The following is a 14,218-nucleotide window of genomic DNA, read 5'->3' as shown; positions in this document are numbered from 1 at the left end:
TTCAATAAGCATGCACCGTATGCATGACACCTTTAAATAAATCGGGATCGTTACTAGCCTTCATGAAAAAAAGTATTGCTAAGTGTGGTCTTTTATAAGCGGCAAGCTGATTGTAACGGTTGTACCGACCAGAGGTTTACTTGAAAACTCGATGGTGCCTTTAAAAGATTCAATGATTCGTTTACACACAAATAGCCCTAATCCCGTTCCTTCTTTTTTCGATGTATAGAAGGGATCGAACACTTTCCCTATATCTTTTTCAGTCAGTCCTTGCCCGTTATCGATGATCATGATTTTAGCCCATTCATTTTCATGGTGAATTCGAATCCTTAACTTTTTCCCAACTTCCATGGCCTCGAAACCGTTTTTGGCAATGTTGAGAATGACTTGTTTGAGTTGGTCCTTTGTACAATGAACCAGGATTGGCTCCTTTATGATATTCCATTCCACTTCAATATTGAAGTGGCGTGCTTCTGATTCTATTATTGGTCTCAATTCAGCAATGATACTGCGAATATCATATAAGGATAAAGTTTGTACCATTGGCTTTCCTAAAATCAAAAATTCGCTGACGATGCTATTGATCCGTTCAATTTCCTTCATGATGACAGAGTAATAGAACTGATCTTGCTCCTCAGGGTGTTTTTCTACCAGTAACTGAACTAGCCCCTTTATGCCGGTAAGTGGGTTTTTTATTTCATGTGCAGTACTTGCAGCCAATGTACCGACAAAATCTATTTTTTGGCTTTCGTTTAGTAATTTTTGGTTTTTGGCATGCCTGCGAACGATCAGTTCCTCCATGATGATATAAATCATGTGAGTAATAAAGAAGGTGAAAAAGACAAGCATTAAAAAAACATTCATGTTATTTGTGTTAATCTTGTCGGGCACTTTGACGGACAGTTTCCAATCGACTTCGGTCAAAGGAACATCCACCCATGTTGAATGTCCATTGAATCCCTCGGCATTTATATCTAAAATTCGGGTTTTGTCCTTTGTTTCCAATATAAAGGTATGACCAGGGCTGAGCATTTTTAATATTTTTTCCATATGATCCAGCCTGATATGTGCCAATAAAAACCCTTGCACTTTTTTATCTTGATCCAGTATGGGAGCAAAAATGGAAAAATAATTAAAATGAGCGTTATAAAGCTCCTTTGTTCCTGCTACAACTGCTTTTTGAGTTTTTACTGCACGTTCTATATCATTTTGTTCGATTAAATGGTAATGATGGAAATTCTTATTCGTACCCGAAATGGAAACACCGTCGCGATTTAGCCAATATACTCCGGCATACCTGGAATCTGTATCTTTGATCCAGTTCATAAGAAGTTCGGTTTTTTTATCATCCATATAAAGCACGGAACTGCTAAGGCTAAGCAACTCAAGGTTTTCCTTCGTTTCCCTTATAACTTGATCTATGTATTCTTGATAAACCGTTCCCGCCCATTCAGCTTGTTCCTGTCTTTCTTTTTGAAGGGAACGTTCTAAATGCATCCAATAAATGATAGAGAGAAAAATTAATGGTAAAATAACAATAAGTAGGTATGTGGTGAATTTATGCCTCGTTTTCATGTTTGTCACTACTTTAGCTTTTTTTTCAAGTATATCAAAATGATTGATTAAACAATAGTGCATACTAACAGGGCAGATTGACAAAAAATCCTTAATGTCATATAATAACTTTTAATTCAAGATATTTTAATTAAAAATTTTTAAGGTTGTGAAGTTATGGAGAATAATAACATCCAACAGTCTTTGAAACTGTTCATTGTGATGTCTAGAGCTCATCGATCCATTAATGATGTGGTTAATAAACATATAGCTGAAGAGGGTTTGAATCCAACTGAGTTTGCAGTACTGGAATTGCTTTATCATAAAGGGGATCAGCCTCTTCAGCAAATAGGCGGAAAAATCCTGCTAGCCAGCGGCAGCATTACCTATGTCGTGGATAAACTTGAACAGAAGGAATATCTGCAGCGCATAGCATGTAAAGAGGATCGCCGTGTAACCTTTGCAAAGATAACCGATAAAGGAAAGGCCTTTATTGAAGGAGTATTTCCTGAGCATGAAAAAAGAATCGATGATATCATGAGTGTACTTACGCAAGATGAAAAGGCGACCGTGATCGAATTGCTTAAAAAGATTGGGTATTCCGCTCAAAATTAGCTAAAGAACCAGCACCTGGATTTGACTACAGGTGCTGTTTTTTTTTGTCTGATAAAACATGAATTTGTTTTAGCGACATAAAAAGGTTTTTAATAAGCAATGGCGAATTAAATTACATTACGACAACCGTGATAATGGTGAATGTTACTTGGAAACGAATTCGATTGGATAACGTCACACTGGTTATACAGAAAAAATGTTTTATATTCGAAAGGGAGTTTACATATGAAATTTAATGAGTATGAATATAAGCGGCCTGAAATGGATGAAATTAAAACCCGGTTCATGAAAGCTTTGGAAAAGTTTACGGATGCTGCAAATGCCGATGCACAAATAAAAGCCATGGAAGAAATAAACGGAATACGAAATTATGTAGGTACGATGTTTAATTTAGTCTATATCCGGCATTCCATAGATACCAATGATGTTTTTTATAAAGCGGAGAATGATTACTTAGATGACTTCTCCCCTGAAATGGAAGAATTGACCTCGAAATTTTACAATGATCTCGTTCGCTCGAAATTCCGTAAGGAGCTTGAGGAGAAATGGGGAACTCAACTATTTGACCTGGCAGAGGCCCAACTCAAAACCTTTTCGCCCGAAATCATACCACAGCTGCAAAAAGAAAATAAATTATCAAGTGAGTATTCACAATTAATTGCCTCTGCAAAAATTCGCTTCGATGGAAAAGAATTAACGCTTGCGCAGCTTCAGCCTTTTATGGAGTCCTCGGACCGTGAGTTAAGGAAAAATGCAAGTGAGGCATATTACGGTTTCTTTGAAGAAAAGCAGGAGGAATTGGATCGTATATTCGATGAACTTGTCAAGGTGAGGAATGGGATTTCGACAGCGCTGGGTTATGGGAATTTCGTGGAACTTGGGTATTATCGAATGACAAGGACTGATTATGATGCTGATATGGTTGCTGCATTCCGCAAGCAGGTGAAAGAGGAAGTGGTACCGCTTGTCACCCGGCTGAAGGAACGGCAGCGGGAACGTCTTGGATTGGAGAAGCTGAACTATTATGATGAGAATTTTCATTTTAGAACGGGTAATGCCGTTCCAAAAGGCGATGCTGAGTGGATCATCGGAAATGGGAAAAGGATGTACCAGGAACTATCGCCTGAAACGAATCAGTTTTTCAACTATATGATTGATAATGACCTGATGGACCTTGTAGCGAAAAAAGGAAAAGAAAGCGGTGGCTACTGTACTTTTATAGAAGACTATAAAGCTCCATTCATCTTTTCTAATTTCAATGGTACTTCCGGGGATATTGATGTTTTGACACATGAGGCAGGTCATGCATTCCAAGTGTATCGCAGCCGTGATCTTGATATTCCTGAATATTATTGGCCTACATATGAAGCATGTGAAATCCATTCGATGAGCATGGAATTTCTAACTTGGCCATGGATGGAGCTATTTTTCAAGGGAGATACGGAAAAATATAAGTTTTCCCATTTAAGCGGTGCCCTCATATTCCTCCCGTATGGGGTAGCTGTTGATGAATTTCAGCATTTTGTCTATGAAAATCCTAATGCCTCCCCCGTTGAAAGAAAGCAGGCTTGGCGTAAGATCGAGATGGAATATTTGCCGCATCGCGATTATGAAGGAAATGAATTCTTGGAGCATGGCGGGTATTGGCAACGGCAAAGCCACATTTATCAATCACCCTTTTATTATATCGACTATACATTGGCCCAGATTTGTGCTTTCCAATTCTGGAAAAGGTCGACTGAAAAAGATGAAACGGCTTGGGAGGATTATTTGAATCTGTGCCAACTTGGAGGCAGCAAGTCCTTCCTTGATCTCGTTGAATCTGCGAATCTGAAATCACCGTTTGTTGACGGTACTGTACAGTCCGTTGTGAAGGTGATAGACGAATGGCTCTCCACTGTTGATGATAAGGCATTATGAAATGGTCTAACTCTGAACCATGATTATAAAAGAAGACTTGGTTATCCTTCATGAACACTTTTTTATATAGAATGAAACCTTATTGGACTGAAGAAATTTGCCACACTCCTGCCGAGGTGCTTGCAATGATGCGGCATGAAAGACAGTCGGCGGAAAGGGAGTGAATTTCTGGAATCAACTGGTACGTTTATTATTTAGTATACAGTCTGAACGCTTGGAGATTATTCCAAGCGTTTTTTTAAATATTCCTGCATTCGGAATGATGCTTCAAAGTGAAATGCATAGGGGGTTTCAGACTGCACTGTGAGAGAATGAAACCGAGGAAAAAAACAGCCGACGAAAGGAATATCGCCCGGCTTGTCTTAAATATCTCTTCCTTACATATAAATGTAGGGAGGAGGGGAGAGTATGCTGTCAAGATGGTCAGGGAGTTTTCAGATTGCAGCGGTTTATGTAGGCACAGTCGTCGGTGCAGGGTTTGCAACTGGAAAAGAGGTTGTCGAGTTTTTTACCCGTTATGGTTTTTATGGCTTTATCGGGATTTTAATAGCAGGTTATATTTTCATATTCACCGGGACGAAAATCATGCTCATTTCCGCAAGGATCAGAGCATCTTCGTATGAGGAGTTCAATCAATTTCTTTTTGGGAGGAAAATAGCGGGAATCATCAACTTCTTTTTCCTTATCATGCTGTTAGGGGTGACGGCTGTCATGATTTCGGGTTCTGGAGCCGTTTTTGAAGAACAACTTGGCGTGCCTAAAAGTATAGGAAGTTGGTCTACGATCATCCTGGCATCCTTGGTGCTGATGATGGGCATGCGCGGTGTTTTCACTGTGAACTCGTTTGTTGTACCAATCATGATCTGCTTTAGCGTGATTCTTTTTTTCTCGACTTTAGGTAATGGGGATTTCTTTAAGACCCTTACAAAAGTTCCGGATGAAGTGATCACCGTGAAAATGATTTTGTCCCCCTTTGCCTACACAGCCTTTAATCTTGCTTTGGCACAGGCTGTGCTGGTTCCGGTTGCGTATGAAGTTCGAGATGAGAAGGTCATTAAGCATGGAGCAATTCTTGGAGGGATATTCCTGACCATCATTTTATTGACGGGGCATTTTTCACTTATGACACTTCCTGACGTGAATCGTTATGAAATTCCTTCAGCAGTTATTATGAGAACTGCGGCCGGTCAGTTGTATTGGATGTTCATTTTGGTGATATACGGAGAGATATTCACATCGGTCATCGGAAACATATATGGCTTACAGAGGCAAATCAGCAGTTATATTAAATTGCCAAGCATGCTGATCATAGCGGTGATCTTTTTAGTAGCTTTAGTCATTAGTGAATTCGGATATGGAAGGTTACTAGGATATATTTATCCGGTTTTTGGATACATAAGCCTCCTTTTTTTAGTGCTGGTCTGGAAGAGCAAGGCAGGCAAGGAGTAATGGAGAACGGGGGGCCTGGCCCTAGCCCTCCGTACCATGAGGAAATCAATGGTCACCCTTTCATCAGCGTCTTAGCCATCTCTAGAAAAGCATCCCGGTAATCTTTATCTTTTTTCGTGAACATCGTTAAGCGGACGGGGGCTTTTTCATCCTTGAGCAAAATGGAAGTGATGACATCATCCCCACTTTCCACTTCAAATCCTGTGCCGCTCTCGATATCGAGTGAAGGATCCCTAATCGTTTCTGAAATGCTTTTCAGCTGGTCTTGAACATTTTCTTCCACCTCATCCCAACTGACATCGGCCTTCAACAATTCGATTCTCATATAAATGGAGTCATCTTCAATCAGGAACACAATATCTTTTCCAGGTTCTTCGGCACTTAACCTGAATTGTTGCAAAACATAGAGGCTGAACGGTTGATTATCGCTTTTTTTTAGGAATGCTGTTTTTTCTTTTGCTTCCCCGTTCATTGTATACTGCAGGTTTTGCTCCATCAGTCTTATTTTATTACGATTGCCTCTTTGAGAAGTGTTGCCTCCGTTCTCCTCTTCTATTGAATCTTCCTGTGGCTCATCTGCATTTTCGTCTGTGGCCGTACCGCATCCAGTCAGCAGAAAAGCGGCGAATGTGACACAGCCAATATAACGTGTCCAACATGTCATGTGTTTCCCTCCTCTTTCTGATAGAAATTTCAAACTGGATATTCCTGCATCACATACAGGTGCTTTTCCCTTTAATGAATTAGACGGCATGAAATGGAAATGGTTACAAAAAGCGGGGGAATCGAATGGGGCGATTGCTAAAAAGTGAAAAACGGAATGGTCATCTAGTAACCATCCCGTTTGATAAATTGAATTATCCTATGATTTTATAATTTTTATGGTTTACGACTGTTTTTTGTTCAAGCTCCAAATCACGATAATTTTCCATATACGTGACGTCCACGATTACTGAGTTCTCGTTCACTTTCTCGACGATTCCTTTTAAGCCTTCTCTAAATTCAATGATATTTCCAACTTCCGCTTTCTTCATGGTAATCATCCTTTCCCATTTTGTTTCCAATGATCAAAAAGTAACAATGGAGTAATTGGATTATTCGAACATCTTGCCGTTTAGATTTTGACGTGGGAAGTGCTAGTAAGAGAATTAGTTATCTCTTATGTCGGTACAGTAAGCTAAACTTTTAAAAGGAGGTACGATTCTTGTAATGGAGCGTTGTAAAGATGTGGCATAATTTGGTATATCTTGCAAACGCAGTTATGCGTACCAGTATGTAATTATATGTACAAAAAATGCCAATCATTTTACATTATGATATTTTAATATACAGTTTGCACTATTTTAAAGCATTCGTAAAGAATAATGTAGTAAGTGGGCAACAAAAAATTCCGATTTATATTAAGTGGCAAGTTTATGTTAAAATGAAAGCGGAATTTCTCCTGTCTGAAAATGATGGAACATTCGATAATTAAGGAGGATAATATATGAATGCAGAGGAAGCAAAAGAAGTACTCGATAAATTGGCAAATCGGGAAATGGAAGAGTTCCGGATAACAAAAGAAGAATTTTTAGCTTTTCGTGAGGTTCTTGTTAATAGGGATGACTTTAAACATTTTCGGGGGAATGCTCAACATAACGGTGTGATAATTTATACGTATTTAGAAGAAGCAAGAAGTTGATGGATGTATAATTGGGGGTGGCTCATGATTGAGCCGCCCCCAATTATTTATAATGGAAAAATCAATTGTTTCCTTAATTTATTTAAAGCGGACTTTCTCCATGATTTGACGGCTGCAGCAGTAACTTGATATATCTCAGCTATTTCAGTCACGGTTTTATTTTCAAGGTATGTCTGTAAAAGCCAGCGTTGCTGATTCAGTGTCAATCCTTCCGTATAGGTTAATATATTTTCGATCGCAAATGCCTCTTCATGCATTGAAAAAGGATCTTTAATCATCTCTAATAGGAAGGAATCAAAGGGTTCGGTACGGATTTCATATTTATGATGATGCTTTAATTCGTTCAGAATTTTGCCTTTGATTACCGTATAGGCATAGTTGGAGAATTGTCCGTATTCCTCATTGAAATTCCCTAATGACTCCCATAAAGCGATCAAGCCTACTTGAAAATATTCTTCCTTATTTTTATAGATGGAAAGTGAGCGGATAATATGATGGATCATCGGGGTGAATTCTTCCGTTAGCGCTGAGAAATCTTTCATTAAGCAAGTCACCTTTAGAAAGTGCACTTTCCTGTATTCCCGGGTGCTTCTACCATAAATAAATCGATCGGATAAAGCCAAATGGCATAACCGAAAAATGGCGGTAATAACAAGTGGGTTTTAAAGGAGCTAAGAGAACCTTTTTGATAAGAAAAGGATAATTAAGGAAATACTGAGTGTGTGGGACCAAATGAAAAAACACATCCTAAGATTGGATGTGCCGAAACATCATGTTCCGTTTGTCGACAAGGGTAGTTTGGAATGGCCTCATTTAAAACAAGGATATATTTTATAGTTCAACTTTGATTTCCACTTCATCATCTGGGAGCCTCCTCGGCACGCCTGCGGGGGTCCCCCTCAGACCGCTTTTCCTGCAGGAGTCTCGTACCTTCCGTTCCAATCAACTTTGTTTTAAAACATAGAAATCCTTTTGTCCACAGTTTTTTGAGGCGGTGTAAAATTTAGATTTCCACTTCAGGCACTCGCTTTCCGCGGGTGTTCCGGGAGCCCCTCGGCGCTCTTTAAGCCTGTGGGGTCTCCCTTGCCACGCTTTTTCCGCAGGCGGTCAGGGAGCCTCCTCGGCGCGCCTGCGGTGTCTCCCTTAGAACGCGCTTTTCCCCGCAGGAGTCTCGTACCTTCCGTTCCAATCAACTTTGTTTTAAAAGATAGAAATCCTTTTGTCCGCAGTTTTTTTGAGGCGGTGTAAAATTCAGATTTCCACTTCAGTCACTCGCTTTCCGCGGACGTTCCGGGAGCCTCCTCGGCACGCCTGCGGGGGTCCCCCTTGCCACGCTTTTTCCGCAGGAGTCTCGTACCTTCCGTTCCAATCAACTTTGTGTTTTAAAAGARAAAACAGCTGGCTTGTCTTATTCCGAACCCTATATAAGACTAGTATATCCTGTACTAATTAATGGATGGAGAAATTTGCTACACTCCAGCCGAATAACTGGCTGGCCGAGACCCCGCAGGCGCTTGCGTCGAGGAGGCTTGGCAGACAGTCGGCGGAAGGGGAGCGGATTTTTGAAATAATAAAACCAATGTATTTGTTAACTTTGCGATTTTCTGAATCCAGCATCCTGTGCGTCTTTTTCAGTACAAAACATTTCTTCTGGTTTAGTTATTTCGTAATATTGGCCCGAAGGAATGTGATAAATTTTATTGCCTTTGGAATTTATATTCCCTTTAATTTGCGGGTTATTGCAAGACCCAGTGGGCTTTTCCACGGATGCTTCTTTTGACTTCGAATCATCGAACCCTTTTGAAGTTGCATAGTTTTCAATTGACCAAATACCGATTTCGTCTTGTTGGGCTTGTTTTTGAATATTTTCCAATTCATCAAGGTATTTCGTGTTCGGTGCATAAACATAGGCTACCCTCGCCAGTCCTTTTTCTAGCAGGAGTTTATTCACCATTTTACCATCTACATAAAAATAGGCCAGCAGCCGGCCGTATTTATCTCTTTCACCTATGCCGGTTTCTACTTCCACTTTAGAGCCCGAAGGCATGAGTTCCTTGGCGAACTTGCTTGCTTCAGGTCCAAAAGGCTGAACGGGCTTGGATGGGTGCACGGTTTCTGGAGTATCTATCAACAGGAGCCTGACCGTTTCTTGATTTCCATTAGTCATTTTGATTTTTACTGTATCTCCGTCAATAACTTTGATGATCTCGGCAGTGAATGTCTTGCCTTTTTCTTCATTTGAAGAATCCGCACTGGAACGGGTGTCTTCGTTGGAAAGTGAATCTTCCTGTTTGGATTGATTGATCACGTTATCTGAAGCTGCCTGGCAGCCAGACAACGTGATTAGGCAAAGTGCAGTAAGGAGAAAAACATTCAGGTAAGAATGTAAAAAGGAATTTCCGTTCATGATAAGTCCCTCCATTTATTAAGGTGTTCCACGTCTTCATGGATATATTCGGCAGGAATAATACTAACCTATAAAAATGCGAAAGAAAATGAAAATCTTTACATGCATCGCTACCCCATATCAGGATAGTTTCTTATAATGATATCGTGGAGTAAGGGAGGCAGGCGGGTAAAATGATATTCAGGCTAGAAAATATTAAATATAAAGGGATTTTGAATATTGATGATTTGGAAATACCGGCGTGTATGGTTACTTGTTTGACTGGGGAAAGCGGTTCAGGAAAAACCTCGCTGCTACGGTTATTGAACAGGATGGATGACCCGGATAGCGGTTCGATTTATTATCAGGATCAGTTGCTGGATGAATTCAACCCGATAGAGCTCCGGCGTAAAGTCACAATGCTTTCTCAGGCACCATTCACTTTACCGGGTACGATTGAAGAAAATCTTCAGATTGGCCTGGAATTGACGGAACGGGAAAGAAAGGATAAAGAAGAATTGGTTAAAGCACTTGAAACGGTCCAGTTACAGAAGTCCTTAGACGAGGGTGCGGAATATCTTTCTGGCGGGGAGAAACAGAGACTGGCACTGGCGAGGTTACTTTTATTAAACCCCGACGTGTATTTATTGGATGAGCCGACTTCAGCTCTTGATGAGGAAGCCGAGCTGACGGTCATGGGGCGTTTTTTAGAAGAAGTGAAGCGGGAAAAAGGAACGGTCATCATGATAACCCATTCAAAACAGCTGGCGGACATGTGTGCTGAGCATAGGATCGTTCTGAAAAAGGCGAAGGAGAGTGACTATTAATGGAGTCGAATGGGATAATAGATATTGAGTTCTGGCGTCTTTGTGCGGCCTACGTGTTTGTAGTGATTCTGCTCATAATCGTGAAGTGGCGCGGGATTACACGGGAAAAGCAAATCATGCTCGCCACGGTGCGGATGACTGTCCAACTCATTCTCGCAGGATATGTTTTGACATATATCTTTGAAAATCCCCACCCATTACTTTCTTTAKGATTTTTATGTGCGATGGCCCTATTTTCCATCCATAATATTTTTAAGCAAGTGTCCCATACTCTTAATAAGAAAATCAAAAGGATCGTTATCTTAAGTATGTTGTCAGGTCCCATGGCTGCCTTGTTTTATTTTAATGTGGTCGTGATTCATTTCACGCCATGGTATGAGCCGAGGTACTTCATTCCAATTGCAGGGATGATCGTGGGGAATGCCATGACCGGAGTGACATTGGCGCTTAAGAACCTTCATGAAGGGATAAGCGGTAATCGTGAAAGGGTAGAAGCGATGTTGATGCTTGGAGCGACTCCAGCGAGGGCTGTGAAGAAATATGTGGATGCTGCATTCGACTCGGCTGTGCTCCCGACTTTGAACAATATGCTCGGGATGGGGATTATCTTCCTTCCAGGAATGATGACAGGGCAAATCATTTCGGGGATAAGCCCGCTAATTGCTATTGAGTACCAGATTGCGATTTTGATTGGAATTCTCGGAAGTGTTTCATTAACGGTGGTCCTTTTCATTATGCTGAGTTTCAGGGCTTTTTTTACCAAAAATGCACAGCTGTCCATTTAATCATTGAAGAATCTGAAAAGTAATAGTTGCAGTTCCATCTATATTTTTGTACTATTTTGTAGGTACCAATAGTTTTGGTTTGTTTGTTGGGAATGATAATGCTATCCTGATAAGGAAAAGGGCATTTCTTTTTTCATTTGGATAGAGAAAACCCCTTACATAACCTATTTTTGTTAATTTATCTTAAAGGAGATTGATCTATATGGTAGAAAAAACATTTACAGTAACTGCAGAAACAGGAATTCACGCGCGTCCGGCAACATTGCTAGTACAAGCTGCAGGAAAATTTGATTCAGAAATAAACCTTGCATATAAAGAGAAAAAAGTGAACCTTAAGTCCATTATGGGTGTAATGTCCCTAGGTATCGGCAAAGGTGCGGAAATTACGATTTCTGCTGAAGGAAGCGATGAAAATGATGCACTGAACACACTTGCTGAAACGTTGAACAGAGAAGGATTAGCAGAATAATGTCCACTTTGATTAGTGGAATAGCAGCTTCAAACGGAATAGCCATCGCTAAAGCCTATCGACTGACTGAGCCAGATTTATCGATTGTAAAAAGAAGCATAGAAGATGTTGGGGCGGAAATATCCCGTTTTAAGGAAGCTATTCAAAAGTCAATAAATGAATTGGAAATAATCAGGGATAAAGCCGAAAAGGATCTAGGGGCCGATAAAGCCGCAATCTTTGACGCGCACCTGCTTGTTTTGGCTGATCCGGAACTTATCACTCCAATTCAGGATAAAATACAATCAGAAAACGTCAACGCAGAGTTTTCCTTAAATGAAACCGCAAGCATGTTCATTACGATGTTTGAACAAATGGATAATGAATACATGAAGGAACGAGCAGCGGATATCCGTGACGTCACGAAACGGGTGCTGTCACATCTTTTAGGTGTTCATATTCCTAATCCGAGCATGATTGCTGAAGAAGTGATCATCATTGCGGAGGATTTGACTCCATCCGATACAGCACAGTTGAATCCGGCATATGTTAAAGGATTCACGACCGATATCGGTGGACGTACATCCCATTCAGCCATAATGGCCCGTTCATTGGAAATTCCAGCAGTCGTTGGAGCGAAGTCAGTGACCTCTTCCATTGAAAATGGTGACTTGGTCATAATTGACGGGTTAAAGGGTGAAGTCCACATCAATCCCACTCCTGAACTCGTGAAACGCTACGAAGAGGAGCAGGAAGCCTATGCCAGGCAAAAAGCTGAGTGGGCGAAACTTGTTCATGAAAAAACCGTTACGAATGATGGCCACCATGTGGAATTGGCAGCCAATATTGGCACGCCGAAAGATCTGGAGGGCGTACATCAAAATGGCGGTGAAGGCATCGGGTTATATCGTACGGAATTTCTTTATATGGGCAGAAATGACTTTCCAAGTGAAGAAGAACAGTTCGAAGCATACAAAGCTGTGCTGGAAGGAATGTCAGGGAAGCCTGTAGTCGTCAGAACGCTTGATATAGGCGGAGACAAGGAGTTGCCTTATTTAGAGCTTCCTAAGGAAATGAACCCTTTCCTTGGCTACCGTGCGATTCGCCTTTGCTTAAATGAGCAGGAGATTTTCCGGACCCAGCTGCGTGCCCTGCTTCGTGCAAGCATTTACGGGGATTTGAAGATCATGTTCCCGATGATTGCAACACTGGCTGAATTCCGCGAAGCTAAAGCCGTCTTGGCTGAAGTCAGGCAGGAATTGCTTGATAATGGTATTCAAGTTGCCGAAAAGATTGAAGTCGGAATCATGGTTGAAATCCCTTCAACTGCAGTGATGGCGGATATATTTGCTAAGGAAGTCGATTTCTTCAGCATAGGCACTAATGACTTGATTCAGTATACGATGGCCGCTGACCGAATGAATGAGAGAGTATCTTATTTATATCAACCATACAATCCAGCGATTTTACGCTTGGTTAAAATGGTCATAGATGCAGCTCATAAAGAAGGGAAATGGGCTGGTATGTGCGGGGAAATGGCTGGAGATGAAGTGGCCATCCCGATTTTAATCGGATTGGGCCTTGATGAATTCTCAATGAGTGCCACTTCGATTTTAAAAGCACGTTCTTTAATTAGCCAACTTTCGCTTGAAGAGATGAAAAAATTATCTCAGGAAGTTCTGGGGCTGGACACGAATGATAATGTGAAAGAAGCGGTTGTTAACGCTTTGAAGAAATAATTAAAATCAGGAAAACAGCACCCCATCCATTAGAACCTTCGGATGGGGTGATGTCCTGTAATTCTTGTTTACTTTAAAGAAAAAATGTTTATTGCACCAAAATAGGGGTAAATAAAAAGCAAGCACAGTTGTTTAGCTCTTTTAGGGCAGCTGACATTCTCATTTCCCCCTTTGAAGCCGGTTGGTTATCCAGCCGGCTATTTTTTTTGCAAATAAAAAATCACAAGAATGATTATTCGGATTTTTCACTTTACGGTTATAACGATATAATGGAATTATATTTTTAAGAAGATGGAGGTTAGATATAATATGGAATTACATTTGGAAAAGAAAAACGCCTTGATTTTAGCTTCAAGTCAAGGTTTGGGGATGGCTATGGCAGCCGAATTGGTTAAAGAAGGAGCAAATGTCATGCTAGCCAGCCGTGATGGGGAAAAGCTAGCCGCCGTACAAAGGGAATTATCACAGCTTGGGACGGGTAAAGTTTCTTATAAGGTAACGGATATAACAAAAGCTGAAGATATTAAAAGCCTGGTTGCGCAAACCGCTGAAGAATTCGGCGGTATCGATATTCTTATTAATAATGCCGGAGGTCCTCCAGGAGGTTCTTTTTCAGATTTCAATGATGAAGAATGGCAACAATCTTTTGAACTTAATTTACTAAGCTTCATAAGGACGATTCGTGAGAGCTTGCCACATTTAAAAAAACAAGGCGGGAAAATCGTTAATATTGCTTCTTCATCCATTAAGGAACCGATTCCAGGACTGATATTATCGAATAGATGCGGGACGGCTATCGTTGGTTGGTCGAGGA

At 40.7% G+C, this 14,218-nt stretch carries 14 protein-coding genes; 9 read left to right on the top strand and 5 right to left on the bottom strand.

The genetic code is table 11. The features are described from left to right. Nucleotides 1-78: 78 nt before the first annotated feature. Complete coding sequence (locus AC1DVB_RS10665) at nt 79-1,575, bottom strand: ATP-binding protein (protein WP_170946956.1); 1,497 nt, start codon at nt 1,573-1,575, stop codon at nt 79-81. Nucleotides 1,576-1,731: 156 nt separating this feature from the next. Here AC1DVB_RS10665 and AC1DVB_RS10660 point away from each other — a divergent pair, with 156 nt between their 5' ends. From AC1DVB_RS10660 to AC1DVB_RS10650, 3 genes are all read left to right on the top strand, one after another. Further along, on the top strand, nt 1,732-2,169 hold the full coding sequence (locus AC1DVB_RS10660; RefSeq protein WP_034314147.1) for a MarR family winged helix-turn-helix transcriptional regulator: 438 nt from the start codon (nt 1,732-1,734) through the stop codon (nt 2,167-2,169). 225 nt (nt 2,170-2,394) lie between these two features. Beyond that, nucleotides 2,395-4,089 (top strand): M3 family oligoendopeptidase, encoded by a 1,695-nt coding sequence (locus AC1DVB_RS10655; RefSeq protein WP_057279000.1) that lies wholly within the window; start codon nt 2,395-2,397, stop codon nt 4,087-4,089. 408 nt (nt 4,090-4,497) lie between these two features. Continuing rightward, nucleotides 4,498-5,538, top strand: a complete 1,041-nt coding sequence (locus tag AC1DVB_RS10650; protein ID WP_477589204.1) for a YkvI family membrane protein — start codon at nt 4,498-4,500, stop codon at nt 5,536-5,538. A 52-nt stretch (nt 5,539-5,590) separates the two neighbouring features. On the opposite strand, the gene AC1DVB_RS10645 is transcribed toward AC1DVB_RS10650, so the two are convergent. Together AC1DVB_RS10645 and AC1DVB_RS10640 are read right to left on the bottom strand one after the other, a co-directional pair. After that, complete coding sequence (locus AC1DVB_RS10645) at nt 5,591-6,202, bottom strand: hypothetical protein (RefSeq protein WP_145504949.1); 612 nt, start codon at nt 6,200-6,202, stop codon at nt 5,591-5,593. A gap of 193 nt (nt 6,203-6,395) precedes the next feature. After that, entirely contained in the window at nt 6,396-6,572 is a 177-nt protein-coding gene (locus AC1DVB_RS10640) for a YkvS family protein (protein WP_064505160.1), read from the bottom strand. Between the two features lie 452 nt (nt 6,573-7,024). Between AC1DVB_RS10640 and AC1DVB_RS10635 the strand changes: the two genes are divergently transcribed. After that, entirely contained in the window at nt 7,025-7,219 is a 195-nt protein-coding gene (locus AC1DVB_RS10635; RefSeq protein WP_048678216.1) for a hypothetical protein, read from the top strand. Between the two features lie 47 nt (nt 7,220-7,266). Here AC1DVB_RS10635 and AC1DVB_RS10630 read toward each other — a convergent pair whose 3' ends face one another. Both AC1DVB_RS10630 and AC1DVB_RS10625 read right to left on the bottom strand, forming a co-directional pair. Beyond that, a complete protein-coding gene (locus tag AC1DVB_RS10630) occupies nt 7,267-7,761 on the bottom strand; it encodes a sigma-70 family RNA polymerase sigma factor (RefSeq protein ID WP_063576960.1) in 495 nt (164 codons plus the stop codon). A 1,046-nt stretch (nt 7,762-8,807) separates the two neighbouring features. Next, nucleotides 8,808-9,626 (bottom strand): thermonuclease family protein, encoded by an 819-nt coding sequence (locus AC1DVB_RS10625; RefSeq protein ID WP_057279004.1) that lies wholly within the window; start codon nt 9,624-9,626, stop codon nt 8,808-8,810. Nucleotides 9,627-9,802: 176 nt separating this feature from the next. Between AC1DVB_RS10625 and AC1DVB_RS10620 the strand changes: the two genes are divergently transcribed. The 5 genes from AC1DVB_RS10620 to AC1DVB_RS10600 all read left to right on the top strand — a co-directional run. After that, on the top strand, nt 9,803-10,432 hold the full coding sequence (locus AC1DVB_RS10620; protein ID WP_057279046.1) for an ABC transporter ATP-binding protein: 630 nt from the start codon (nt 9,803-9,805) through the stop codon (nt 10,430-10,432). After that, the gene (locus tag AC1DVB_RS10615; protein ID WP_477589201.1) at nt 10,432-11,217 is read left to right on the top strand and encodes an ABC transporter permease; all 786 of its coding nucleotides are present in this window, start codon (nt 10,432-10,434) and stop codon (nt 11,215-11,217) included. The genes AC1DVB_RS10620 and AC1DVB_RS10615 overlap by 1 nt, the downstream gene beginning before the upstream one ends. Nucleotides 11,218-11,419: 202 nt before the next feature. Then, entirely contained in the window at nt 11,420-11,686 is a 267-nt protein-coding gene (locus tag AC1DVB_RS10610; protein ID WP_034314127.1) for a phosphocarrier protein HPr, read from the top strand. Further along, a complete protein-coding gene (gene ptsP / locus AC1DVB_RS10605; protein WP_034314124.1) occupies nt 11,686-13,404 on the top strand; it encodes a phosphoenolpyruvate--protein phosphotransferase in 1,719 nt (572 codons plus the stop codon). Before AC1DVB_RS10610 ends, ptsP begins: the two co-directional genes overlap by 1 nt. A gap of 309 nt (nt 13,405-13,713) precedes the next feature. Beyond that, nucleotides 13,714-14,218: SDR family NAD(P)-dependent oxidoreductase (locus AC1DVB_RS10600; RefSeq protein WP_477589199.1), on the top strand; the 505-nt coding region annotated here is incomplete at its 3' end.

It is taken from the genome of Peribacillus sp. P4_D6 (assembly GCF_056401795.1).
The sequence above is the reverse complement of the archived record's forward strand: the minus strand, read 5'-3'. Positions and strand labels throughout refer to the sequence as shown.